At 53.6% G+C, this 26137-nt stretch carries 22 protein-coding genes; 21 read left to right on the top strand and 1 reads right to left on the bottom strand.

Features of this window, described 5'->3' with window-relative positions:
- The first annotated feature begins 19 nt into the window (after positions 1 to 19).
- The 15 genes from WFK81_RS04005 to WFK81_RS03935 all read left to right on the top strand — a co-directional run bounded on the left by WFK81_RS04005 (position 20) and on the right by WFK81_RS03935 (position 17297).
- Positions 20 to 808 carry an amino acid ABC transporter permease gene (locus WFK81_RS04005; RefSeq protein ID WP_336785140.1) on the top strand — a complete coding sequence of 263 codons (789 nt, stop codon included), beginning with the start codon at positions 20 to 22 and terminating at the stop codon, positions 806 to 808.
- Positions 798 to 1508 (top strand): amino acid ABC transporter permease, encoded by a 711-nt coding sequence (locus tag WFK81_RS04000; RefSeq protein ID WP_336785139.1) that lies wholly within the window; start codon positions 798 to 800, stop codon positions 1506 to 1508. The genes WFK81_RS04005 and WFK81_RS04000 overlap by 11 nt, the downstream gene beginning before the upstream one ends.
- Entirely contained in the window at positions 1505 to 2257 is a 753-nt protein-coding gene (locus WFK81_RS03995) for an amino acid ABC transporter ATP-binding protein (RefSeq protein ID WP_336785138.1), read from the top strand. Before WFK81_RS04000 ends, WFK81_RS03995 begins: the two co-directional genes overlap by 4 nt.
- A gap of 59 nt (positions 2258 to 2316) precedes the next feature.
- On the top strand, positions 2317 to 3327 hold the full coding sequence (locus tag WFK81_RS03990) for an LLM class flavin-dependent oxidoreductase (RefSeq protein ID WP_336785137.1): 1011 nt from the start codon (positions 2317 to 2319) through the stop codon (positions 3325 to 3327).
- Positions 3328 to 3350: 23 nt separating this feature from the next.
- Positions 3351 to 4538, top strand: a complete 1188-nt coding sequence (locus tag WFK81_RS03985; protein ID WP_336785136.1) for a M20 peptidase aminoacylase family protein — start codon at positions 3351 to 3353, stop codon at positions 4536 to 4538.
- The gene (locus tag WFK81_RS03980; RefSeq protein WP_336785135.1) at positions 4535 to 5047 is read left to right on the top strand and encodes a DinB family protein; all 513 of its coding nucleotides are present in this window, start codon (positions 4535 to 4537) and stop codon (positions 5045 to 5047) included. Before WFK81_RS03985 ends, WFK81_RS03980 begins: the two co-directional genes overlap by 4 nt.
- Positions 5044 to 6372, top strand: a complete 1329-nt coding sequence (locus WFK81_RS03975; protein WP_336785134.1) for an LLM class flavin-dependent oxidoreductase — start codon at positions 5044 to 5046, stop codon at positions 6370 to 6372. The genes WFK81_RS03980 and WFK81_RS03975 overlap by 4 nt, the downstream gene beginning before the upstream one ends.
- On the top strand, positions 6369 to 7604 hold the full coding sequence (locus WFK81_RS03970; protein ID WP_336785133.1) for a M20 metallopeptidase family protein: 1236 nt from the start codon (positions 6369 to 6371) through the stop codon (positions 7602 to 7604). Before WFK81_RS03975 ends, WFK81_RS03970 begins: the two co-directional genes overlap by 4 nt.
- Positions 7605 to 7832: 228 nt before the next feature.
- On the top strand, positions 7833 to 9176 hold the full coding sequence (locus WFK81_RS03965) for an LLM class flavin-dependent oxidoreductase (RefSeq protein WP_336785132.1): 1344 nt from the start codon (positions 7833 to 7835) through the stop codon (positions 9174 to 9176).
- A gap of 20 nt (positions 9177 to 9196) precedes the next feature.
- The gene (locus tag WFK81_RS03960) at positions 9197 to 10867 is read left to right on the top strand and encodes an ABC transporter substrate-binding protein (protein ID WP_336785131.1); all 1671 of its coding nucleotides are present in this window, start codon (positions 9197 to 9199) and stop codon (positions 10865 to 10867) included.
- 14 nt (positions 10868 to 10881) lie between these two features.
- A complete protein-coding gene (locus WFK81_RS03955; RefSeq protein WP_336785130.1) occupies positions 10882 to 11802 on the top strand; it encodes an ABC transporter permease in 921 nt (306 codons plus the stop codon).
- Positions 11803 to 11829: 27 nt separating this feature from the next.
- The gene (locus WFK81_RS03950; RefSeq protein ID WP_336785129.1) at positions 11830 to 12723 is read left to right on the top strand and encodes an ABC transporter permease; all 894 of its coding nucleotides are present in this window, start codon (positions 11830 to 11832) and stop codon (positions 12721 to 12723) included.
- Positions 12724 to 12739: 16 nt separating this feature from the next.
- A complete protein-coding gene (locus WFK81_RS03945; protein ID WP_336785128.1) occupies positions 12740 to 14773 on the top strand; it encodes an ABC transporter ATP-binding protein in 2034 nt (677 codons plus the stop codon).
- Positions 14770 to 16242, top strand: a complete 1473-nt coding sequence (locus tag WFK81_RS03940; RefSeq protein ID WP_336785127.1) for a DHA2 family efflux MFS transporter permease subunit — start codon at positions 14770 to 14772, stop codon at positions 16240 to 16242. The genes WFK81_RS03945 and WFK81_RS03940 overlap by 4 nt, the downstream gene beginning before the upstream one ends.
- Entirely contained in the window at positions 16239 to 17297 is a 1059-nt protein-coding gene (locus WFK81_RS03935; protein WP_336785126.1) for an LLM class flavin-dependent oxidoreductase, read from the top strand. Before WFK81_RS03940 ends, WFK81_RS03935 begins: the two co-directional genes overlap by 4 nt.
- 83 nt (positions 17298 to 17380) lie before the next feature.
- Here WFK81_RS03935 and WFK81_RS03930 read toward each other — a convergent pair whose 3' ends face one another.
- Entirely contained in the window at positions 17381 to 18421 is a 1041-nt protein-coding gene (locus WFK81_RS03930; protein WP_336785125.1) for a LacI family DNA-binding transcriptional regulator, read from the bottom strand.
- A 480-nt stretch (positions 18422 to 18901) separates the two neighbouring features.
- Between WFK81_RS03930 and WFK81_RS03925 the strand changes: the two genes are divergently transcribed.
- The 6 genes from WFK81_RS03925 (at position 18902) to WFK81_RS03900 (ending at position 26130) form a co-directional block, all read left to right on the top strand.
- Positions 18902 to 19843 carry an ABC transporter permease gene (locus WFK81_RS03925; RefSeq protein ID WP_336785124.1) on the top strand — a complete coding sequence of 314 codons (942 nt, stop codon included), beginning with the start codon at positions 18902 to 18904 and terminating at the stop codon, positions 19841 to 19843.
- Positions 19844 to 19859: 16 nt separating this feature from the next.
- Positions 19860 to 20741: a carbohydrate ABC transporter permease gene (locus WFK81_RS03920; protein WP_336785123.1), complete on the top strand. Its 882-nt coding sequence runs from the start codon at positions 19860 to 19862 to the stop codon at positions 20739 to 20741.
- Between the two features lie 76 nt (positions 20742 to 20817).
- On the top strand, positions 20818 to 22431 hold the full coding sequence (locus WFK81_RS03915; RefSeq protein WP_336785122.1) for an ABC transporter substrate-binding protein: 1614 nt from the start codon (positions 20818 to 20820) through the stop codon (positions 22429 to 22431).
- Positions 22432 to 22534: 103 nt separating this feature from the next.
- Entirely contained in the window at positions 22535 to 24013 is a 1479-nt protein-coding gene (locus WFK81_RS03910) for a glycoside hydrolase family 32 protein (RefSeq protein WP_336785482.1), read from the top strand.
- Positions 24014 to 24078: 65 nt separating this feature from the next.
- A complete protein-coding gene (locus tag WFK81_RS03905) occupies positions 24079 to 25197 on the top strand; it encodes a Gfo/Idh/MocA family protein (protein WP_336785121.1) in 1119 nt (372 codons plus the stop codon).
- Positions 25198 to 25224: 27 nt separating this feature from the next.
- On the top strand, positions 25225 to 26130 hold the full coding sequence (locus WFK81_RS03900; RefSeq protein ID WP_336785120.1) for an ROK family protein: 906 nt from the start codon (positions 25225 to 25227) through the stop codon (positions 26128 to 26130).
- Positions 26131 to 26137: the final 7 nt, after the last annotated feature.

Here is a 26137-nt window from a genome sequence, read left to right as displayed (position 1 = left end):
GGAGAGGTGAGACCGCAAGATGGAGTATGGCTTCGATATTAATTATGTGCTCGATTTTATTCCCAAACTGCTGAGTACGCTGAATATTACCCTGCTGATCGTAGCGGGTGCTATCGGACTGGGGCTGCTTGTAGGCTTTCTTGTGGCTCTTCCCCGCCTTTACAACGTACCGGTGCTTCGGAATGTATCGATGGTGTACGTTTCCTTCTTCCGGGGCACGCCGATCCTTATTCAGCTGTTCCTGTTCTATTACGGACTTCCGGAAATATTGAAGCTCGTCTATGTCGATGTGTCTAAGGTTCCGGTTCTCTATTTCGTTATTTTAACGTTTGGCCTTAATGTGGCTGCATTTATATCGGAGACAATCCGGGCCGCCGTTCTGGCGGTTAACCGGGGACAGGTGGAAGCGGCTTATGCCGTAGGCATGACCGGGTATCAGGCTTTTACCCGGATCGTGCTGCCGCAGGCGGTAGCCATTGCGGTTCCGGTATTCGCCAACCTCGTCATTGCGATGCTGAAGGACACCTCGCTTGCCTTCACGCTGGGCGTTATGGAGATGATGGGCAAGGCGCAGACGCTTGGCTCGTTGTCCCAGCATTTTCTCGAAACCTATATTGCGCTTGCCCTTATTTACCTCGTGATCAGCATTGCGCTGGAGAGGCTGATGGTGCTTGCGGAACGCCGCTTATCCCGCCATATGCGCCGGGATACGGAAGTAAAGAACCGCTTGTTCACCCGGAGAAAAAAACGCGTGTCGCTGGGCCGTTTAAACCGTGAGCTGAAGGAGGTGCCGCGTTATGAAGCTTGATCCGGGCTTTATATGGACCGCGTTCCTGCAGTTATGGTCAGCGGTCCCAACTACGCTGCTTATTACGCTCGTATCGGTATCTGTCGGATTTGTGATTGGAACCGTAACGGCGCTTGCGCGAATTTACCGGATTCCGGTGCTGTCCCAGCTCTCGAGCGGTTATGTGACTTTTATCCGCGGGACGCCGATGCTGACGCATCTTCTGTTAATTTATTTCGGACTGCCGATGCTTGTGGACGGCCTGTCGGCACAGCTTGGTCTGGGTTGGAATTCCGCTAAAATCCCGATGATCGGCTTCGCTTATATTTCGTTCTCGATTACGGCAGGCGCTTATTTGTCCGAGGTTGTCCGTTCAGGACTATTGGCGGTGGACCGCGGGCAGATGGAAGCAGCCTGGTCGATTGGCATGACAACGCCGCAGGCGCTTCGACGCATCGTATTCCCTCAAGCGCTGGCAGCCAGCCTGCCGAATTTGTCCAATTCCGTCATCGGCATGCTGCACGGCTCAACGCTTGCTTTTACCGTTTCGGTTGTTGATTTAAACGCCAAAGCGCAGATTGTGGCTTCAACGAACTGGAAGTTCTTCGAAGCTTATATCGCCGCCGCTGCCATATTCTGGGGATTAACGATTTTGATTGAACGCGTAACCGGCCTTATCGAAAGAAGAATCCGCGTGTACAGCAAGGGAGGGGTAGCATGATTAAGCTTAGCGGTATCCGCAAGTCGTTTGGACGCCATGAGGTGCTTCAAGGCATTGATCTCACCGTTAACAAAGGAGAAGTTGTAGCTATTCTGGGGCCAAGCGGCTCAGGCAAAACCACGCTGCTGCGCTGCATCAATTACTTGGAGAAGCCAAACGACGGAGATATCCGGATTGGCGATTTCACCCTAAACGCAAAGCATGCGGGGAAAAAGGACATTTATTCGCTGCGCCAGCGCTCGGCGATGGTGTTCCAGCAGTACAATCTGTTCAGCCATAAGACGGCGCTCGAGAATGTCATCGAGGGACTGATCGTGGTAAAGAAGATCGGCAAGGAAGAGGCTCGCAAACGCGGCATCGAGCTGCTCGAGAAGGTAGGCCTTGGCGCCAAGCTGGATGCTTATCCAAGCCAGCTGTCGGGCGGCCAGCAGCAGCGCGTCGGCATTGCAAGAGCGCTTGCGCTTGAGCCGGAAGTGATCTTGTTCGACGAGCCGACATCGGCGCTCGACCCCGAGCTTGTGGGCGAGGTGCTGGCCGTTATCCGACGGATCGCCAAGGAAGGAATCACGATGATAATCGTGACGCACGAGATGGGCTTTGCCCAGGATGTTGCGAATCATGTGGTGTTTATGGACGGCGGCGTTGTCGTCGAGGAGGGCCCTCCGGCCGAGCTGTTTGGGAATCCGCAGGAAGAGCGGACCAAACAGTTCCTGAAGCGGTTTTCAACGGAGCCGAGCTATTCGATCTAGATATGTGCCTAGCCCAGTCCAGTTTGGTTGTGTGATCATCTTTATAGGAGGTTTATGGCATGTCCATTACAATAAGCATTTTGGATCAAAGCCCAGTCTACCCGGGCGAAACTTCAGCCGAAGCATTCGCTCATACGGTTGCGCTGGCGCAAAAAGCGGAGGAGCTTGGCTTCCGCCGCTTCTGGGTATCGGAGCATCATGATTCCGAGCATGTCGCGGGCTCTTCGCCGGAGGTTCTTATCTCCTATCTGCTCGCCCGCACCAATAAGATTCGGGTTGGCTCCGGCGGTATTATGCTGCAGCACTACAGCCCTTATAAGGTAGCGGAGAACTTCCATGTTCTTGCTTCCCTCGAGCCAGGCCGCGTTGATCTTGGCGTAGGCCGCGCTCCCGGCGGACTTCCGCGCAGCACGCAGGCGCTGCAGCGCAACATCGTAAACCCGTTGTCTCTGACAGACAAAATCGTCGAGCTCCGCGGATACGTGGAAGGACGGACGGAGGAAGAAGGTCCGCTGGCAGGTATTAAGGCGACTCCGATTCCGGCCGTTGCGCCGGAGCTGCATGTGCTCGGTGCTTCCGCGGACAGCGCAGAGCTTGCCGCAAGTCTTGGGCTGCCTTACGTGTTCTCCCTGTTCATCGGAGGAGACGAGCAAGCAGCCGTTGACTCGGTTCTTAAATATAAGCAGGCCTTTAATTATGAGCTGGGCGCCGCGCCGCAAGCGATTCTGGCATTGGCTGCTATTGTAGCGGATACGGATGAAGAAGCGGTAAGCCTAATCCCGCCGCAAAAGCTGGTGAAAGTGCATTTGGCCAGCGGCCGCAAGGTTACCCTCGGCACGGTAGAGCAGGCAGAAGCTTACGGTCAGCAATCCGGCGAGGAATACACCATTGAAGAAAAAGAACCGCTTATTGCCGCGGGCTCCAAGGAAACCGTACGCGGCAAGCTGCTCGCCCTGCAGGAAGCGACCGGCGTAGACGAGTTTATTATCACAACGAATATTTCACCGTTCGAGAAACGGATCCGCTCGTATGAGCTGCTTAGCGAGGCATTTGCCGAAGTAACGGCTTAAGCTGGGGAAGGTGAGGTGGACGAATGAGTAACGATACAACAACCCGCAGCGCTGCTGCGTTGGCAGGCCGGTTGACGGATATCCGCAGGGAGCTGCACCGGAATCCGGAGCTGTCCCACGAGGAATTCGAAACGACAATCCGAATCAAGAGCTGGCTTGAAGCGGGCGGCATCCGTATCGCGGATTATCCGCTCAAGACCGGCGTTATCGCCGAGATCGGGACGGGTACGCCGATTATTGCGCTTCGTGCCGATATCGATGCCCTTCCGATTCAGGAGGAAACGGGACTGCCGTTTGCTTCGGCTGTTCCTGGCAAAATGCATGCCTGCGGCCATGATTTTCATACGGCTGCCCTCATTGGAGCCGCTTATTTGTTGAAGGAACGCGAGCAGGAGCTGAAAGGCACGGTCCGGCTGATCTTCCAGCCGGCCGAGGAGAAGGCGAAAGGCGCTTGGCAGGTTATCGCCAGCGGTGCACTGGAAGGCGTGCAGGCGATATTCGGCCTGCATAACAAGCCGGATCTGCCGGTTGGCACCATCGGCATTAAAGGCGGCCCGCTTATGGCTGCCGCCGACGGCTTTGTTGTTGAGGTTGCGGGACGCGGCTCGCATGCCGCCGTACCGGAAGCCGGCAACGATCCGGTTCTGACGGCTGCACATATCGTTACCGCGCTGCAGTCTATTGTCAGCCGTAATGTCGGAGCGCTCGACAGCGCGGTGATCAGCGTGACGAAGCTGAACAGCGGTACGGCATGGAATGTGATTCCGGAGAAGGCCGTGCTGGACGGTACGATCCGTACCTTTGATCCGGATATCCGACGCCGGGTCCGCGAGCGCTTCGACCAGGTGGTAGCGGGCGTTGCAGCAGCCTTCGATACAACCGCCGCAGTTCGCTGGATTGAAGGTCCGCCGCCTGTTCACAACGATGAAGGGCTAGCGGAGCTGGCATGGCAGGAAGCCGAGCGATTGGAGCTGCTTCCCGTTAGTCCGGTACCTTCTCTTGCCGGGGAAGACTTTGCGGCTTACCAGCAGCAGGTTCCGGGACTATTCGTCTTTATAGGGACGGACGGGCCAAAAGAATGGCATCATCCGGCGTTTGATCTCGACGAACGCGCTTTGCCGGTCGCTGCTGATTTCTTGGCCGGCACGGCCATTCGCGCATTATCACACTTTGCGGCTGAACCGCAAGAACCGAAGGAGGACTTCCAATGAGTGCCATCGATATTCAAGCTTATTTGGACACGCATCTTCAATTGACTCAGGCGATCGCAGGGGTAGAAGAAGCGCAGCTGAAATGGAAAGAAAACGAAGCGAAATGGAGCATTACCGAGGTGCTGTCCCATTTGGCCGATCATAATATCGTAGTATCCTTCCGCATCCGCGACATTCTAGCGGATACGAAGGCGCAGCTTCCCGCTTTTAACCAGGACCTGTGGGTATCTGGCCAGCATTCAAACGACGGCAACGCATCCGATATTTTGAATGCATTTTGGGCGCTGCTGCAGTATAACGGTCTGCTGTTTGGCCGTCTGAGCGAGCAGGATCTGGATAAGACCGGCATCAACTTCAAAGGGGAAACGGTCCGCGTCCGCGACATTATTCAAGGTTTTACGAAGCATGTGCAGCATCATCTGGGTCAGATTGACCGGATCAAAGCCGCTTACATCGCTCAAGGACCGTCCGTTACGATATCGACAGCAAAAGGGGGAAATGCGCAATGACAGCACGCAAACAATTAAAGCTGGGCGCGATGCTTCATGGCGTCGGCAGCAGCACTTCGCTGTGGAGACATCCGGAGATGCCGTCCGATGCAAGCGTCAATTTCGAGCTGTACAAATCGTGGGTCGAGAAAGCCGAAGCCGGCAAATTCGATCTGGCGTTTATCGCTGACGGTCTTTATATTAACGAAAAATCGATCCCGCATTTCCTGAACCGCTTCGAGCCGATTACGATCTTAAGCGCGCTGGCGGCCGTCAGCAAGCATATCGGTCTTGTCGGCACGCTCTCGACTTCGTACAGCGAGCCGTTTACGGTTGCACGCCAGTTCGGTTCGCTTGACGTGATCAGCGGCGGCCGCGCAGGCTGGAATATCGTCACTTCCCCGCTTGAAGGCTCCGCGCTGAACTACGGCAAGAAGGAGCATCCGGACCACGACAAGCGTTACCGGATCGCGACGGAATACCTGGAGGTCACGCGCGGCTTGTGGGATTCGTGGGAAGACGATGCGTTTGTCCGCGACAAAGAGTCCGGCGTCTTCTTCGACCCTGCCAAGCTGCATACGCTTAATCACGAAGGCGAGTTCTTCTCCGTTAAAGGTCCTCTGAACATTGCCCGTTCGAAGCAGGGGCAGCCGGTTATTTTCCAGGCGGGAGCGTCTGATGTGGGCAAGGACTATGCCGCTAAGCATGCGGATGCGATCTTCACCGGCCATGATTCGGTTGAAGACGCGGTTTCGTTCTATCAGGACGTGAAGCGCCGCGCGGCTGCATTTGGCCGCAACCCGGATAACGTTCTCGTCTTCCCGGGCATCGGGCCGATTATCGGCAGCACGGAGGAAGAAGCGGAGCGCAAATACCAGGAGGTTGTGGACCTTGTTTCGGCGGAAAATGCGCTCATCTACATGGGACGTTTCTTCGAGCATCATGACTTCTCCCAATACGATTTGGACGCGCCGTTCCCTGAACTGGGCGATCTCGGCCGCAACAGCTTCCAAAGCGGTACGGACAAAATCAAAGCCAACGCGAAGGAGAAAGGCCTGACGCTCCGCCAAGTGGCTCTGCAGGTTGCGACTCCTCGTCCTATCTTCATCGGCACGCCGGAGCAGGTTGCCGACCGAGTACAGGATTGGTTCGAAGCCGGCGCTGCAGACGGCTTTATGGTTGGCTCTTCGGTACCGCATGGCCTTGAAGATTTCATCGAGCATGTGGTTCCGATTTTGCAGGCGCGCGGCTTGTTCCGCACCGAGTACGAAGGCGATACGCTGCGCGGCAATCTGGGCCTGCCGATCCCGGCTAACCGATATACGAAAGCAGCCGAGCACGTTTGAGCCTGAACATCAATAAAGCAGCCATAGAGGAGATGCTGGCGTATGCGGGCTCGTTGCATGACGAGCTAATCGCGATTCGCCGCGACCTGCACCGTCATCCGGAGCTGCTGTACGATACGAATCGTACGGCGGCATTGGTTGCGGGGCTGCTCGAAGAATGGGGGATCGACGTCCAAACGGGCGTCGGCCCCCATTTTGGCAAAGGCATCGTAGGCGTGCTGCGCGGCGGGCTTGAGGGCGGCCGGACCCTTCTTCTGCGTGCCGATATGGATGCTCTTCCCATTACGGAATTAAACGATGCCGATTATAAATCCTCGGTTGACGGAGTGATGCATGCCTGCGGTCATGATGCGCATACGGCTATGCTGCTTGGCGCGGCAAAGACGCTTGCGGCTTACCGGGAGAGCTTTGCCGGGGAAATCCGCTTTGTCTTCCAGCCTGCCGAAGAGGGAGCGCTGCCTAGTCCGTTGGACGGGCGCCTGCTCTCCGGCGGTAGAGATATGATCGAGGCGGGCATACTCGAAGGCGTTGACCGCTGTTATGCCCTGCATGTATGGCCGGAGCTTGATGCAGGCACGATTGGCATCCATTCGCAATACGCGATGGCGGCCTCTTCCCATTTTCACGTGACGTTTCAAGGGACAAACGGCCATCACAGCTCGCCCCATCTGGCGGCGGATGCGATCCAGATGACGGGTGCTTATATTGCCGGAGTAAACGGCATGATGGCAAACAGCATTGATCCGCGAGAGCAGGCCGTGCTTGCTTTCGGAACCGTGCGCGCCGGTACGGTCATTAACGCGATTGCCGAGCAGAGCACCATAACCGGGACTTTCCGTGCGTTCAGCAAGCAGACCGTTGCGGCTATTACGGCCGGACTGGAACGCCATGCGCAAGCGGCATCGCTTGCCTACGGCGGCTTCTATCATATTGCTCTTCGCGAAGGGATTGCGGTTGTGAATGACAGCGAAGCGGTACTTGAGGTTATCCGTGCAGGCACAGCTGTGCTTGGCGGTGAGAATGTGCGGCAGCAGCTTGAGCCAAGCCTGGCCGGAGAAGATTTCGGCTGGTACTTGGACCGGGTGCCGGGCGCTTTTATTGTGCTGGGCTGCCGGAATGAAGCGCTTGGCATTCGTGAAGGGCTGCACCGGCCCAGGTTTGATCTGGATGAGTCGGTGCTTGTTCATGGTACTAGACTGCTCGTACAGCTCACTGCGGGATCATCTTCATAGGGGTAAGGAACACCGATTGCTGCGGCAGTTGGTGTTTTTTTTGTCTTCGAAATTGTTGACCCATAGATGATACCTAACGGTCGATAGAAGAGATTTATATGCTATTGTGCAGCCGAAAGCCGGGTGTTAGAGTATTGCCAAGATAAATTCCTATTAAACAGATGGGATATGTTACTATAGCGGAATTTTATTGAGTCAAACAAAAATTTAGATAAGGGTGGAGTGTATATGTCGAAGAAGAGAGCATTGAAATTGGGAGCAATTATTCATGGCGTTGGCGGAAGCAGCTCAGGATGGAGACATCCCGATATTCCGGCGGATGCAAGCGTGAATATCGGTTTTTATAAGCAGCAGGCGCTTAAAGCGGAAGAAGGCAAATTCGATTTTCTCTTTATCGCCGACGGTCTGTACATTACGGAAAAATCGATTCCCCACTTCTTGAACCGGTTCGAGCCGATTACGATTCTGTCCGCGCTTGGAGCGGTTACCTCCAACATCGGCCTTGTAGGGACGCTGTCGACCTCCTATAGCGAGCCGTTTACCGTTGCCCGCCAGTTCTCGTCGATCGATCATATCAGCGGCGGCCGCGCAGGCTGGAACGTCGTCACCTCCCCGCTTGAAGGCAGCGCGCTTAACTTTGGCGGCAAGCCGCATCCCGAGCATAGCGAGCGTTACCGGATCGCCGAAGAGTACCTGGAGGTTGCGAAGGGGCTGTGGGATTCGTGGGAAGACGATGCTTTTGTCCGCGACAAAGAGACCGGCGTGTTCTTTGATCCGGAGAAGCTGCACCGCCTGAATCATACTGGGGAATTCTTCTCCGTTCAAGGTCCGCTGAATATCGCGCGCTCGAAGCAGGGCCAGCCCGTTGTATTTCAAGCAGGCTCCTCCGAGAGCGGACGCAATCTTGCCGCGAAGACGGCCGATGCCGTATTTACCGGTCCGGAGTCGCTCGAAGAAGCGAAGGAGTTCTATCGCGATGTGAAGCGCCGAGTGGCCGAAAATGGCCGCAATCCGGAGCATACGCTTATTTTCCCGGGCATTGGTCCGATTATCGGACGTACGCAGGAAGAAGCGGAAGAGAAGTATCAGCAGATTGCTAGTCTCGTTACGATCGAGAAGGCGCTTGATCATCTGGGCAGATTTTTCGAGCATCACGACTTCTCGCAATACGAGCTGGACGCACCGTTCCCGGACCTTGGCGACTTTGGCTCCAACAGCTTCCGCAGCACAACCGACCGGATCAAGCGCCGCGCGAAGGAACAAGGGCTTACGCTTCGCGAGGTTGCTTTGCAGGCGGCAACGCCACGGAACTCTTTTATCGGCACGCCGGAATTTGTAGCGGATAAAGTACAGGAGTGGTTCGAGGAGGAAGCGGCAGACGGCTTTATTATTGCGTCGGCTACGCCGCGCGGCCTGGATGACTTTGTCGAGCTGGTTGTTCCGATTCTGCAGGAGCGCGGTTTGTACCGCACCGAGTACGATGCCGATACGCTTCGCGGCAACCTGGGGATTCCGGTTCCGGAGAACCGTTATGCGGCAGCCCGCAAACAGGCTGGAGTGACCGTTAACTAAGGGAATAGGAGAGAGAGCCAATGAATACATTCAAATCGAAACGGAAGTCACTCCAAAGCTCGGCTGCGTTATTGTTAGTTCTGGCGCTGGTCCTGTCGGCGTGCGCTTCAAATAAAGGGAGCGGCAATAACGGCCAGCAGGCTCAGCAGCCGACGGATACTCCCGCAGCTTCCGCGGAAGCGAAGCAAGGCGGAGAGCTGACATACGCTCTCGCTACTTCGCCGGATACGCTTGATCCGCATCGCAGCGGCCTGGCCGTTGCCGTGCGAGTCATCCGTACCATTTACGACTCGCTGGTCGTACAGCTTCCGGACAATTCCATCAAGCCGTGGCTTGCTACCTCGTGGGAGATTTCGGATGACGGACTCAGCTATACCTTCAAGCTGCGGCAAGACGTGAAGTTCCAGGACGGCACGCCGTTTAATGCCGAAGCGGTTAAATATAACTTCGACCGTATTCTCGATCCGGCTACGAAAGCCGCCAATGCGGCTGCGCTGCTCGCTCCGTACCAATCCTCGGAAGTCATTGACGAGTATACGGTGAAGCTGAACCTTGCTACCCCGTCGCGCGCGTTCCTCGGGAACCTGAGCCAGGCGCTGCTTGGGATCGTATCGCCTACGGCGGCCAAGAAATACGGCGACCAATTTGGTCTGAATCCGGTTGGCACGGGGCCGTTCAAGTTCGTGAAATGGGAGCAGAATGCCGAAATTCAAGTGGCAAAGAATCCCGACTATAAGTGGGCGCCTGAGCTTGTAACGAATGCGGGCGCGCCGTATCTGGACGGCATTACCTTCAAGATCGTGCCGGAGGAAGCAACCCGGATCGGCAGCGTGCAGAGCGGTCAGGTGCTGGCGGCAGAGACGGTTCCTCCGCAAAATATCGTAGCCATAAAAGGCGATTCTAAGCTTCAGCTGCTTGGAGCCAATACGGTTGGCCTGCCTTATACGCTGTTCTTCAATCAGGAGCATGAGCCTTGGAACGATGCCAAAGCAAGACGGGCGGTCCAGCTCGCCGTTGACGTCGACAGCATTGTGAAGACGTTGTATCTGGGGACGTATGACCGCGCTTGGTCGCCGCTTACGCCGGGAACCTTCGGTTACGATCCTTCGCTCGAGAACGGAGTGAAGCCGGATCTCGAGAAGGCGGGCGCACTGCTGGATGAGCTGGGCTGGGTTAAAGGCTCGGATGGCATTCGCGAAAAAGCCGGCAAGAAGCTGACCTTGCATTACGTGGACGGAACGCCAAACCGCGAGAAGCGCAACGATATCGCGGTCATCATTCAGCAGCAGCTGAAGGCGCTTGGCATTGCGGTTGAAGTGGAGATTACGAAGGATGTGCGGACGGTCGTTTTTACCAACGGCAATTATGATCTTTATGGCAACAGCCAGGTAAACTCGGATCCAAACGCGCTGTATTCGTTCTATCACTCTACCGCTCCAAACGCTCCGAAGTCGCTCACGCGTTTATCCAATCCGGAGATCGATAAGCTGCTTGAGCAAGGCCGGGTAGAAAAGGACGATACGAAGCGCGCGGATATTTACAAGCAAATTCAGCATTACATTATCGACCAAGCGGTTATCCTGCCTATTTACGTATTCCCGTATACGGTAGCCGCGGATAAATCCGTGCAAGGACTTGTATTTGATTCGCTGGGCTATCCGCTGTTCAACGGGGTCTCGCTCAAACGATAGGGAGGCGGCTCGCTATGTACATTGCCAATCGTATTCTCTCTTCCCTGCTGGTGATCGCGGGCACCTTGGTGCTGGTGTTCGCGATCCTGTATGTCTTGCCCGGCGACCCGACGGATTCGATGATCGATCCGTCGGTTGCCACGGCCGAGCAGATAGCGAACCTGAAACATCAGTTGGGCGTGGATCAGCCCTTCTATATCCAGTTCATCCGCTACATAACCGATATGGTGCAGGGAGACTTCGGAAATTCCTTGATAAATTCGGAGCCGGTGCTGGATAAAATACTGGAGCATTTCCCCGCAACCCTGGCTTTGACGGCGGCAAGCGCACTTGTCTCGGTTACCATTGGCCTTGTTCTTGGCGTACTGTCCGCCGTTCACCGCAACGGCCCCATTGATTACCTTGCCCGTCTCGTCGGATTGTTCGGCATTTCGATGCCGACCTTCTGGTCGGGCATTCTGCTTATCGTGCTGTTTAGCCTGCAGCTTGGCTGGTTCCCGGCCATGGGCTCGGACGGATGGCGCACGCTTGTGCTTCCGGCTCTTACGCTAGGCATTGTTGGAGCCGGGTTTATCGTAAGAATGGTCCGAAGCAGCATGCTGGACATTATCGACGAGCATTTTATGCTGACGCTGCGCTCCAAAGGGTTGTCCGAGCGTGCCGTTATGTATAAGCATGCGCTCCGGAATGCGCTTATTCCCGCGGTCACGATGATCGGCATGCTGATCGGGGAGATGCTGGCGGGAACCGTTGTGATTGAAACGGTGTTTTCCCGGCAAGGCATCGGACGGATTATCGGGGATGCTTTGATGGCGAAGGATTTGCCGGTCGTGCAGGGCGTTATCTTTTTTACCGCGCTGATCTACGTCCTGGTGAACCTGATTGTTGACTTGTCCTATTCGCTAATTGATCCGAGAGTAAGGCGCTCGGCATAAGGTTATGAAGAAAGGAGCCAAGTACGTATGCGTGAAGCGGCTACGGCCCGTACACTCCCGTACAAAAGAAGCGGAGGGCGACTAAAAGCTATCCGTTTCAAACGTTTGGCGGCAAGCAATCTGTTCCTGTTTGCGGCAGCCCTCGTTATCTTGTTTATTGCGGCATGCGCGGTTGTCCCGTCCTGGATTGCCCCATATTCGCCCACCGAGATGTTAACGGACAGCCTTATGCAGCCGCCAAGCGCGGCGCATCTGTTCGGGACGGATTATTTCGGCCGGGATATATTCAGCGTGGTTGTATACGGCAGCCGGGATTCGCTTTTTATCGGCTTCGCTTCGGTTCTTGTCGGGGGATTGGCAGGCGGGGCGATCGGCGCTTTGTCCGGTTATGCGGGGGGCTGGATCGATGCGGTGCTGATGCGCTGCAACGATATTCTGATGACCATACCGGGCATCCTGCTCGCGCTTGCGATTGCGGGCGCGCTTGGCAAAAGCCTGTTTAATATCGTGCTGGCTGTAGCCATAGCGTCCATACCGGGTTATGCGCGCATTATGCGGTCGCAGATTATGAGCATTAAAGGCCGGACGTTTATTAAGGCTTCGCAGGCGGCCGGCGCATCGCCTTTCCATATCTTCTGGAAGCATGTATTGCCCAATTCGTTGTCCCCGCTGCTCGTCATGGCGACGATTGGCATCGGGACATCGATTCTGACCGGGTCGGGGCTTAGCTTTCTAGGCCTTGGCGTGCTTAAGGAAGTGCCGGACTGGGGAACGCTGCTGTCGCAGGGCCGCGGTTATTTAACGGTTGCTTGGTGGATTTGTACCTTCCCGGGGCTTGCGATCACCATGTTTGTGCTGGCTGTCAATATGATCGGCGACCGGCTGAGAGATGAGCTTGATCCGAAGAAAGGCGCAAGGTAGGAAGGGGGGAGTTCTATTGGAGGCGTTGCTTAATATTCAGGAGCTGTCCGTTGGTTTTCGAACCAAAAACGGCCTGCTAGAAGCGATTACGAATATATCCTTCTCAATACAGCCCGGGGAAACCGTCTGCCTGGTCGGGGAGTCCGGCAGCGGCAAAACGGTCACTTCCAAAGCGATTATGCGGCTCATTGATTACGAGAAGGGTTCCATCACGCGGGGGAGCATCCTGCTTGCGGGCCGGGATATTGCTGCGCTGCCCGAAGCGGAACTCCGGCAATTACGCGGGAAGCGGGTAGCGATGGTCTTCCAGGAGCCGATGGCCGCGTTTGATCCGGTCTTCACTATCGGTCAGCAGATTGTCGAGACGATCATCCAGCACGAGCGTATGAGTCGGCGCGCCGCCTGGGACCGGGGCATTCAGTTGTTAAGCCGCGTTGGCATCCCCGAGGCGGAGATTCGAATGAAGCAGTATCCCGGCGAGTTGTCCGGCGGCATGCTTCAACGGGCGATGATTGCGATGGCGCTCTCCTGCAGCCCGGATCTGCTCATCGCCGATGAACCAACTACGGCTCTGGACGTTACGATTCAAGCTCAAATATTGCAGCTGCTGCAGGAATTGCAGCAGGAGCTGGGAATGTCGATTCTGCTCATTACCCATGATCTTGGCATTGCCGCGGAGATGGCGGACCGGATTGTCGTTATGTACGCCGGACGGATCGTTGAACAGGGGACAGCGGAGGAACTGTTCGCAAGACCCCGTCATCCGTATACGAGAGGACTTCTTCAATCGATCCCGCCTCTGGACAGCGTACGCGGCGAACGGCTCTATGCCATTCAGGGATCTATTCCGTCTCTTTCCGCGCTGCCTGAAGGTTGTTTGTTCCATCCCCGCTGCGAATATGCTACGGAGCGCTGCCGGGTGGAAGCTCCGCCGCTTGTTGAACAGAGCGGAGGCGGGGTAGCATGCTGGCATGCGGAGCGGGTTGCCGCAGAGCCTGCAGTTAGAAGCAAATCGGCCGCATTGCGGGTAGAAGATCCTGCTGCGCATGAAGAGCGGTTGGAGGCTGCCTCTTCCGGCACAGACAGCGAAATCTTGTTCTCTGCGGAGCATCTGCGCAAGTATTATCCGGTGAAGCGCAAGAGCTTTACCGCTCCCCGCACCTTCATCCGGGCGGTCGACGATGTCTCGTTCTCCATCCGGCGGAAGGAGACATTTGGTCTGGTTGGCGAATCGGGAAGCGGCAAATCTACGCTGGGCCGGGTTCTTTTGCAGATGGAGCAGGCGACTTCAGGCAAGGTGCTGTTTCAGGGCAAGGAGCTGACCGGATTAAATAGCGCGCAGCTTCGTCCGTTACGGAAGGATATGCAGGTTATTTTTCAGGACCCTTACGGTTCCTTGAACCCTAGATGGACAATCGGAGACAGTATTGCCGAACCGCTTAAAGTACATGGCACATGGACGGCTGACGAGCGTCGGCATCGCGTGGAAGAGCTGCTCGGGCTGGTGGGACTTGATCCGACGAGCGCCAGCAAATATCCGCATGAGTTCTCGGGCGGCCAGCGGCAGCGGATTGGCATTGCCCGGGCAATTGCCTTGAACCCAACCTTTATTCTTGCCGATGAAGCCGTATCCGCTCTGGACGTGTCCGTTCAGGCGCAGATCGTTAATTTGCTGCAGGAGCTTCAGCAGAAGCTGGGTCTGACTTATTTGTTTATCGCCCACGGCTTGCAGATCGTAAGGCATATTTCGGACAGGATTGGCGTTATGTATCTGGGCAAGCTCGTGGAGATCGCGCCAAGCGATGAGCTGTTCCGCCAGCCTGCTCACCCTTATACGAAGCTGCTTATCGAATCGATTCCGCAGCCCGTCCCGGGTCAGCGCGGCACTGCATCGATCCAGGGCGAAATCCCTTCGCCGGCAAATCCGCCAAGCGGCTGCCGATTCCACCCGCGTTGTCCGTTCGCGACGGAAAGATGCAGGAAGGAGCAGCCGGAGCTTCGCCCGTTAGGCGAGGATCGTTATGCGGCTTGTCACTATACCTTACTATGAAGCAGACGGAGCAGAAGGAGCCGGCGGCAGCATCCTACCCGGCATTCTGGCCGGTGCTGACGGCTATTTTTATCGGATCCTTTGTCGGGATGTATCATGTCGTCTCGCTTAACGTGTCGCTGCCCGGTTTTATCCGGATATTCGGTACGGAGCTGCAGACGGTTCAGTGGATGATGACTGGCTTTACCTTGGCGAGCGGCATTGTTGTTCCTATTACCGGTTATGCGATGGAGCGGTTTGGCTGCAAGCGGCTGTTCCTGTTTGCAATCGGGGGAATTACGGTCAGCTCGTTTCTATGTGCCTTGTCCTGGAATGTCGGGGCGCTTATTGCGTTTCGCATTGTACAGGGGCTGTTTTGCGGGCTTATTCAGCCGGTGTCGCTTGCCTTGATTTACCGGACGATTAGGCCGGAAAAGCAATCCTTTTCCCTAAGCGTATGGTCCTTCTCCACGGTGTTAGGCACCGCCATTGGCCCGTCGCTCAGCGGCTGGCTGCAAAGCTTCGATTGGCATCTTATTTTCCTGGTGACCGTACCGGTAGGATTCGTCGCATGGATTGTAGGGGCGATTGTTATTCCGAAGGATTCGGCAAACGGTCTCGCCAGACTGGATTGGCCGGGGCTGCTGCTTGCAACGGGCGGAAGTCTCGCGCTGCTGCTGTTATTCGGCAACATGACCGTATGGGGATGGAACAGTCTGCTGACTTGGACGATGCTGCTTGTTGGCGTCGGCAGCTTTAGCCTATTTATATGGCAAGCCCGCCGCAGCGAGCATCCTCTGTTGCAGCTTCGGCTGCTGCTCAACCCCAGATTTTCGCTGAGTCTGATGGCTTCCCTTATCCTGTCGTTTGGACTGTATGCGGTGGTCTATTTCATGCCTTTATTATTGGTAGAGATGAAAGGTTTATCGCCGTTCAGGGTTGGCCTTTTGTTCCTTCCCGCCGCGGCATGCTTAACGGCTGCCACGTTTGCCGCCGGCAAATGGTACCGCAGAGCGGGACCGGCCAAGCTGATTATGATCGGCTGCGCAATTCTGGTTGTAAGCACTTATTATTTTAGTCAGATGCCTCCGGAGACCAGTCTTGCCGCGATTATCGTATGGCTGGCTATCCGCAATATCGGAACCGGTCTTGCCTCAACGCCAACAACCAACGCAAGCATGTCGTCCGTTCCCGACGAGTGGGTTGGGCATGCGTCGGCATTGCTTAATTGGCTTCGGCAAGTATTTAGCGCAATGGCGCTAGGCCTCTGCACGTCTTTATTTTATTCCCGGCTGTCGGTCCATCTGGCTGATTCCGGCGGAGGGGCAGAAGGGACGAAGGCATACAGCCTTGCTTACATGCATAGCATCCACGATGTGTTTCTCGTATCCAGCATTATTGTTGCTTGCGCAATTCCGATTGCATTGCTGCTGGGCAGACGGATGCCGGCACCGCCGCTTACGACGCCAAAGGAGAGTGAAAGCCTATGAAATTTATATGGTTCAGCCTGGTCATGAATTTGAAGAACCCGGTGACGGGGGAGCATTTTACAACAAGCGAAAAAATCGAAAATATAATCAAGCAGGCTGTGCTTGCCGAAAAGCTTGGTTTTGAAGGATACGGCATTGGAGAACGGCATGGAGCCCCGTTTCTCTCTTCTTCCCCTCCGCTGCTGCTGACGGCTATTGCGGCAAGAACCTCGCGCATCCGCCTGCTAACGACTGTAACGGTGCTCAGCGTGCTCGATCCGGTGCGGGTCGCCGAGGATTACGCAACGCTTGATCATCTGTCAGGCGGAAGACTGGAGATGATTATCGGCAAAGGCAATGATCCGCGGCATTATCCGCTCTTCGGTATAACGGAAGAGGAGCAATGGGACTCGATGGAGGAGCGGTATGAGCTGCTGCGTCGTCTGTGGAGGGAGGAGGACGTAACCTGGCAAGGCCAATACCGTCCGCCGCTTCATGAGGTGACGACGCAGCCAAGACCGCTGCAGAAGCCGATTCCAATCTGGCACGGGAGCGCGTCCAGCACCCGTTCCACCGAGCTTGCCGCCCGTTACGGCGAGCCGATCTTCTCCTCGAACAGCTTTCACCCGCAGGCAAAATATAAGGATCTCATCGATCATTACCGCGAGAGACTGGCGTATTACGGGCATGATCCGCGTAAAGCCGTTGTAGGCGCCGGTGCTGGCAGTTTGTATATCGCCAATACGACAGAGGAGGCCATCAAGCGGTATCGGCCTTACTATGAGGCGTTCCAGGCAACGGCCGCCGCTCAGCATAACCAATCCCCGTTCACCTCTCTTGAGGATATTATCGCTAGAGGCCCAAGCCTGATCGGAAGCCCGGAGCAGATAATCGAGAAAATATTAAACTACCAAGAAGCCTTCGGGCACCAAGTCCTGTCGCTTAGCGTGGACGGCCTATCCGAAGCCGAACAGCGGGAGCAGATGGAGCGGTTCGCTTCGGATATCGCCCCCGTACTGCGACGGGAAGTGCCAAGCTGGGTGTGGGAGGAGCAAGTGAAGGGACTGCCCGTATAGCTTGTTATTAAATAACGAAAGCCCCTATCCGAGGATGGGGGCTTCTTTGTGTACAGTAATTAGATTGGACTGTTTCCTTCGCATTAACCAATCCCCGCAGTAGATTCCCTGACAAGCGGTTTCGTAAATATATGCGAAACCTGATAGGGCTGTTCCGGATCGCTAATTCGTGACAGCAGCATTTCCGCAGCTTTCACGCCCATTTCGTTGCTGTAAATATGGACGGTCGTAAGATGGGGTTCGACGATCATGGACTCTGGTCCGTTATCGAAGCCGCAAATTGCGACATCATGGGGAACGGAGACGTTCTTGTTCTTAAGCGCTTTCATGAAGCTGACGGCAATAAAATCATTGGCGCAGATGAAGGCGGAAGGCAGCTTCTGCATCTCGTTGAGACGCTCCTCCAGCCAGGTTGGACTGGAAAAGAAGAGTCGGTCGTCGTCTACTATACATTGGCCAAGATCAAGCGGTATTCCGGCTTCGCTGAGAGCCCGGTTGAATCCCAGCCAGCGTTCATAAAAACTGAGACAGTGGTTATAATCCCCGATAAACCCGAAGCTATTATATCCGCTCGCTATTAACCTCCTTGTAAGCTGATAGATGCTATGCTGATTCTCCATCAAAAGAATATCGGCTTTGAATTCGGGATAACTTACCGTGGAAGCGCAGTCTATAAATATAGTAGGCACGCCAAGGCTTGTAATCATTTCGCTATAAGCGGGGTTAAACATTTCAATACATATGATGCCGTCCACATTCGACACATCGAAATTGTTAGGAAGCGATAACGAAGCCTGATCCACTTCTCTAATAATGTGAAAGGACAGGTTATAGCCTTCGGCGCTGATCCGCTTCTCCAAGCCGCTAATCAAAGTCGATCCAAAATGGGAGGTATTCGGAAGGTTTGCCGTCAATAAAGCGATATTCCCTGAATTTTTGGATAACAGCTGATCGCTTTCCAGATAAGAAAATTGCTTGTATTTTAACTCAATTGCTTTTTTGATTACTTTATTGCGAGTTTCCTCGGGAATCTCGCTTCGCCCATTTAACGCCTTGGAGGCGGTATTCCTGGATATGCCGAGCGCGTCAGCGATGTCTTGAATGGTTACTTTTTCTTTATTCATGCAGGTAAGCTCACCTCTTGCGATCTTTGTTCTCTTATTATTGTGATTTTGTAAACCTGATTCATCCATATAGGTAACTCAAATGTATATTAGATTGCGACAAATAGCAATATCAATTTTACAAATGCACAATATTATTTACAAATGAATCATTATTATATGGTCATAAGTAAATATTTTCGAGTGGAATGACCAACGGAACGATGCTGTTGAGCTTACAATGATCAGGTTTTTGTTAAATTTCAATGTCAAATTCCAATAAAAACCATCGTTTTTCCAAGATAAAAGGAAATATCACTTTGATTATGAATAATCTTTAGTTTCCAAATGCGCAAATTATTTTTTACAAAATGTATTGACGTTTGAATGGCTGTTTGATAAATTGTAAATGCAGCAAGCGAAATATATGGATGACAATGAAAGCCCTTACTGCACAAACATAGAACACTTTTGTAAATGGACGGAGGTAAGTCTAACACAATGGAAGCCAAACAGGCCCAAACGGTAGCAAAGCCAGGTAACGCATTGCTTGATTATTGGAGGAAACATTACTTTCTTTACATCCTGCTCGCTCCGGCGCTTATTCTGACACTAATATTCAAGTATGGTCCGATGTATGGTGCCGTTATTGCCTTCAAGGACTTTAGTCCGATCAAAGGCATACTAGGAAGCGACTGGGTAGGACTGTATAACTTCGAGAAGTTTCTGTCGTCGCCGAATTTCGACGTTATTTTTATGAATACGCTTAAATTAAGCTTTTTCGGCCTTATTCTCGGCTTTCCGATACCGATTCTTCTCGCGCTTATGCTGAATCAGATCAGGCATACCGGCGTTAAGAAAAATATTCAATTATTCCTGTACGCTCCCAACTTCATTTCGGTCGTTGTCGTGGTAGGAATGCTGTTTATCTTCCTGTCGCCGACAGGCCCGATTAACCATTTGATTACCTTGGTGACAGGTGAACCCGTGATGTTCATGTCCCGTCCCGAATATTTCCGTGGCATCTACATTTTGTCGGATATTTGGACCGGAGCAGGCTGGGCTTCCATTATCTATGTAGCGGCGCTTGCCAACGTTGATCCGGAGCTTCATCATGCGGCCAATCTGGACGGGGCGAACCTGCTTCAGCGCATCCGGCATATCGATCTGCCGACGATTCGGCCTATTATGGCGATTGTGTTCATTCTGGCAGCAGGCGGCATTATGTCGATTGGTTTCGAGAAGGCTTATCTGATGCAAACGGCCATGAACCTTCCGACATCGGAGATTATTCCGACCTATGTATACAAAATCGGGTTGCAATCCGGTGACTATGCTTATTCTGCGGCTGTTGGATTATTTAATTCGGTCATTAACGTCCTGCTGCTCATTACCGTTAATTTCATTGTCAAAAGGTTGAACGAGGGCGACGGCCTCTACTAAGAAAGGAGATGTACACATGGCTATCAAACATTCCAGACTGGATCGCTTTCTTCTTCTATTAAACGGAATTTTCCTTGCAATTGCTGTGCTCGTCGTCGTTATTCCGCTGCTCTACGTGGTGGTCGCCTCCTTTATGGATCCGTCCGCTCTGTTGAGCCGCGGCTTGTCCTTCAAGCTGTCGGATTGGTCCGTAGAGGGGTACAAGATGATTTTGTCCAATCCGGCGATGATACGCGGCTTCGGCAATGCCGTCCTCTATGCGGTTTCTTTCTCTGTCCTGACTGTGGTTGTTTCCGTCTGTGCCGGATACTCTCTGTCTGATCATCGCCTGAAGGGAAAGGGGTTGTTCATGACCCTGTTCATCATCACGATGTTTTTCAGCGGAGGGCTGGTACCTACTTATTTGCTTGTGAAAAATCTTGGCTTGCTGAATACCGTATGGGCCGTCATTGTCCCGGGGGCGGTAAACGTATGGAATATCATTTTGTCGCGAACCTTCTTTAAAGGAGTGCCTCTTGAACTGAGGGAAGCAGCCAATGTCGATGGTGCCTCGGAGATGCGGATTTTCATGCAAGTCGTCCTGCCCCTGTCGAAGCCGATTGTGTTTGTTCTTGCGCTGTACGCTTTCGTCGGGCAGTGGAACTCTTATTTCGATGCGATGATTTATCTCGACAATCCGAATCTGCATCCGCTTCAGCTTGTTCTTCGTTCGATTCTGATCCAGAACCAGGTTCAGCCGGGCATGATTAATGATCAGCTCGCGGCAGCCGAGCTGAAACGTCTGTCTGAGATTATCAAATATGCGGCTATTGTCGTATCCAGTGTACCGCTCATTATTATGTATCCGTTTTTCCAAAAGTACTTCGAGAAAGGTGTCATGGTCGGTTCCCTCAAGTAGGGACGGATCTTCACATACGCATGGCCATGCGAGAAATAGAAATCATTCATTCATTATTATTGGGAGGTCATCGGTAATGAGTACAATGAACAAATCCAGATTGGTAACCAGGACGGCTACGGCTTCAGCTCTTGCTTCAATCCTTCTTCTATCGGCATGCAGCGGCGGAGGCGGAGGCAATGCGGCCAGCAAGAAACAGGATCCTAGCGGTAAAGTAACCCTTAACTTTATTACGCAAAGCTCGGCTATCGCTCCGGCTGATCCGAATGACAAGCTCATTAACAAGAGGCTCGAAGAGAAAACCAATGTGCATATTAACTGGAAGAACTTTACGAACGATGTTTTTGTTGAGAAAAGAAATCTTGCTGTGGCAAGCGGCGACCTGCCGGATGCGATCTTTAATGCGGATTACAGCGATTATGAACTTCTGAAGCTTGCCAAGGACGGTTCGATCATTCCGCTTAATGATCTGATTGATCAATATATGCCTAACTTCAAGAAAGTGCTGGAGCAGGCTCCTCAATATAAAAGCATGATTACCGCTCCGGACGGCAATATTTATGCCTTCCCTTGGATTGAAGAACTGGGAAGCGGCAAGGAAAGAATCCAGGCCGTGGACAGCATGCCTTGGATAAACGTGGAGTGGCTGAAAAAGCTGAACCTGAAAATGCCGACCACGACGGAAGAATTGAAAAAAGTGCTGATTGCCTTCAAAACGCAGGACCCGAACGGCAATGGCCAAGCGGATGAAATTCCGTTGTCCTTCATTAATAAGCCTGGCGCCGAGGATCTGGCTTTCTTGTTCGCTTCCTTTGGATTGGGCGAGAATCCCGACCATGCGGTTGTATCGAATGACGGCAAGGTGATTTTTACAGCTGCGGACGAGGGTTACAAGAAAGCCGTTTCCTTTGTGAATGAGCTTTACAAAGAAGGCTTGATTGACATTGAGGCTTATACACAAGACTGGAGTACTTATCTGGCGAAGGGGAAAGATCAGAAATACGGGTTGTACTTCTCATGGGACAAAGCGAACATTACCGGAGCGAACGATTCCTATGAAGTGATGCCTCCGCTTGCGGGGCCTGACGGGGAAATCAATGTAACCAGAACGAATGGCCTTGGACTTGGCCGCGGCAAGATGGTCGTTACAAGCGCAAACAAGAACCTGGAAACGACGGCGAAATGGGTCGATCAGCTCTATGATCCGATTCAATCGGTACAGGATAACTGGGGGACTTACGGCGACGATAAGCAGCAAAATATTTTCGAATACGATGAAGCAAGCAAGATGCTGAAGCATCTGCCGCTGGAAGGTACGGCACCGGTTGAGCTTCGTGAGAAAACGAGTATCGGCGGACCACTCGCGATTTTGGATTCCTACTATGGCAAATATACGACAATGCCGGATGATGCGAAGAGCCGGATGGATATTATCAAGAACATTATGGCTCCGCATATGAAAGCTGACAATGTGATGCCTAGCGTATTTAACTCCATTGAAGAGCTTAACCGTCTTACAACGATCGAAACGGATCTGTTCGCTTACGTGCTCAGAATGCGTACCGAATGGTACCAGAATGGGAAGGTTAATGAACAGTGGGATGATTATTTGAAAGAGCTGGACCGTCTTGGTCTGCAGGAATGGCTCAAGATCAAACAAGACGGTTACGACAGAGCGACTAAGGGCTAGTTGCTACCAGCAGCGGTAAAGGCCGTGTTCCGGCAAGGGAACTTGCCGGGCAGGGCTTTCTTTTTGGGAAGAAAGAGAACGGGAGCAGGGGAGAGGAACAATGATGTCTATACTGGCCAAACAAAAATTCAGAGGTGCATACCATATCTCGCCTCAAGTGAACTGGATGAACGACCCGAACGGGATGGTCTATTACGAGGGCGAATATCACTTATTCTATCAGCATCATCCGTATGGAGACACTTGGGGACCTATGCACTGGGGGCATGCTGTCAGCAAGGATCTGGTCACTTGGGAGGAGTTGGACATTGCTCTGGCACCGGATGAGCATGGCACGATTTTTTCCGGCAGCGCAGTAGTCGACTGGAACAATACTACGGGGCTGTTCCCGGATGGCCCGGGCCTGGTTGCGATATTCACTCATCATCTGGAGGTTCAGGGCAGCCATCCGATTCAGCGCCAAAGCTTGGCTTACAGCAAAGACAAAGGAAGAACATGGATGAAGTATGCCGGAAATCCGGTGCTGACGCATGAGACGTTTGTTGACTTCCGCGACCCGAAGGTGTTCTGGCATGAGGAGACGCATCGCTGGGTGATGATTATTGCCTGCGGCCAGACGGTATGTCTCTACCATTCTCCCGACCTCATAAGCTGGACGTTTGGCAGCGAGTTTGGCGAGGGTATCGGATCGCATGACGGCGTATGGGAATGCCCGGATCTGTTCCCGCTGGCTATCGACGGCGATGCTTCAAATTTGAAATGGGTAATGATCGTCAGCATCGGTGCGGACCCGGCTTTCGCGGAAGGATCAAGAACACAGTATTTCACTGGTGACTTTGACGGAATGGCCTTCACGCCGGATGCAGCTTCCTCGGAAGTTAGATGGGTTGACCATGGTCGCGACAACTATGCCGGTGTCACGTGGTCGGATATTCCTGAGTCGGATGGCAGACGTTTAATGATTGGCTGGATGAGCAATTGGCAATATGCAAATCTGACCCCCACCGAGGGCTTTAGGGGAGCGATGACGATTGTCAGGGAAATGTCGCTGGAAACAAGAGAAGGCGTTGTTACCCTGGTACAGAAGCCGGCCACAGAGCTGGAATCGATCAGGAAGCCTATTCTTGCGCTGCAAGGAGCGACAGCTGCTGAAGCAGAGCATGCGCTGCAGAAGCCGCAGCTTGTCAGCTATGAAATCCATGCTGAGCTTTCAACGGAATATTCGTCTGGTTTCGTAGTCCGGACCGGGGCGGCTAACGGGACGGTTGTTGGCTTCGATGCCGTATCGGGCTGCGTTTATGTGGACCGAACAAAGTCGGGCGAGCATAGCTTCCATCCGCTATTCCGCGGTGTTCAAACCGCGAAGCTTGTGTCCGCTGGCGACAGCATAGACCTTCGCGTCTTTGTTGACTCGGCATCCGTAGAAGTATTCGCCAATAACGGGCAAGCCGTCATTACGGATCTCATATATCCGGATGCGGATGCAACGGGGATCTCGTTCTTCTCGGAGCAAGCCGATTCGGTTCTCTCTTCTCTGCGCATTTATGAGCTCATTCCGCATGTTGCGGGCAAGGCCGAATAAGCAAAAATGAGTACCGCCCGCTTTTTCAACATTTTATTGTATGAGAACCAGGAGGGGCACACGCAATGAAACTTGGTTTTATCGGCTGTGGGGTCATTTCCACGGCGCATTTAGAAGGGCTTGAGGAGTTAAAGCGTGCAGGCAAGGAGACGTTTGAGCTTACAGCCGTTTGCGATCTGAAGGCGGAACGGGCCGAAGCGTTCGCGGCCGAAGCCGAGAAGCGGATGGGGAGAAGACCCGAAGTATATACGGATTACCGCCGGATGCTGGAAGAAGCCGGTTTGGATGCTGTGTCAGTTCTGCTCGATCATGATCTTCATCATACGGTGGCGGAGGACTGCTTCGCGGCAGGCATCCACGTGCAAATGCAAAAGCCGCTCGCCTTATCGCCCTCATTCGGACGAAAGATGATCGCCGATGCGGCGAGATACGGCAAGGTATTGACGCTGGCGGAACCGAGCGTATTGGGAGCAGGCAATGTTGCGATGGCGCGGGCGATTCGGGACGGGATCATCGGGTCCGTCTACATGATCATGGATTACGCCACGGTTACGCTCGGCCGCAAATTTTTTGCCGGAACGGCTTGGCGGCATATGAAGGGAAGGGCAGGTGCGGGGTGGATCAACGATCACGGCGTCCACCGCACTCACTTTTTCACGGAAGTGAACGGTCCGATCAAAGAAGTTTTCGCTTATGCGGAAATTTTCGAGAAGCAGCTTAGCAACGGGGAAACGACGATTCATCCGACCGGCGAAGATACGTCGGTAACGGTTTTCCGATTCGATAACGGAGGGCTCGGACACTGGATGTGCAGTACGGCCGCACACGGAGAGAGCACCGGCGGAGTTTGGATCTACGGAAGCAAAGGCTGCTTCCGCCCAGGCCGCCATGCGTCCCTTGAGAACGGACAAATCATGCCGATGGCCGGAATCATCGAACGTTATGCGCCGGATGTGGCGGAGAATCCGTTCGCCCATTCCTATGCGGAGTTGCGGGAGGCGATCGTGGATGGCAAGCCGCCGATCTCAAGCGCTGAACGGGGGCTTGAAGCTCTGGGGGTTGTATTTGCCGCGATGGAGTCGGCGACGATCGGCCAGCCAGTTGCGGTTCAGGATATCCTTCTTGGCCATAAACATGCCTACGAAGATACAGTTCTAGAGGAAATGAAAACATTTAAAAGATAGTCTCGAAATTGGTGGAGGTTATGAAAAATGCGTTTAGGCGCAATCGAAGCAGGCGGAACCAAATTTGTATGCGGCATAGGAAATGAACACGGCGTCATCGAAGAACGCGTAAGCTTTCCTACCGAGCTTCCCGAACGAACGATGGGAAACGTTATCGATTATTTCAAAGACAAGCAAGTGGAAGCCATCGGGATCGGGTCGTTTGGCCCGCTGAATCTCGATCCTCAGAGCCCCTTTTATGGTCACGTCACGACAACCCCAAAGCCCGGTTGGGCGAACTATCCTTTTTTAGGGGTTCTCGGGAATTCATTTGACATCCCGTTCGGATGGGATACCGACGTGAACGCGGCCGCTTACGGCGAAGCGACTTGGGGAGCTGCGAAGGGGCTTGAAAGTTGTGTTTATTTTACAGTAGGTACCGGTATCGGTGTTGGTGTCTATTCGGAAGGGAAGCTTGTTCACGGGCTTGTCCATCCCGAAGGCGGTCATGTGCTGACAAGGCGCCACCCGACAGACCGTTTTGCCGGCATCTGTCCCTATCATGGCGATTGCCTGGAAGGCATGGCGTCCGGTCCCGCGATTGAAGCAAGATGGGGTGTAAAAGGGAGTGAAATCCCTGCCGATCATCCTGCCTGGGAGATCGAAGCGTTCTATATCGGTCAAGCCGTAAGCAATGTCATCCTGATGCTGTCCCCGAAAAAAGTGATTTTGGGCGGGGGCGTCATGCATCAGCATCAGCTATTTTGGCTTATTCGCAGCGAAGTTATTAAAAATTTGAAAGGGTATGTTCAGTCGGAGGAAGTGCTGGATCGAATCGACAGCTATATCGTTCCTCCAGGATTGGGCGAAAATGCAGGGCTGGCCGGTTCGCTGGCGCTGGGGCTTAAAGCTCTGGAAAAATCCCGGAGCAGATCGGTTACTTTTCCTGATTGACGATTAT

It is taken from the genome of Paenibacillus sp. MMO-177, assembly GCF_037147795.1.
Taxonomy (GTDB): Bacteria; Bacillota; Bacilli; order Paenibacillales; family Paenibacillaceae; genus Pristimantibacillus.
Note: the sequence above shows the minus strand (reverse complement) of the source record. Positions and strands in the feature narration are given on the sequence as shown.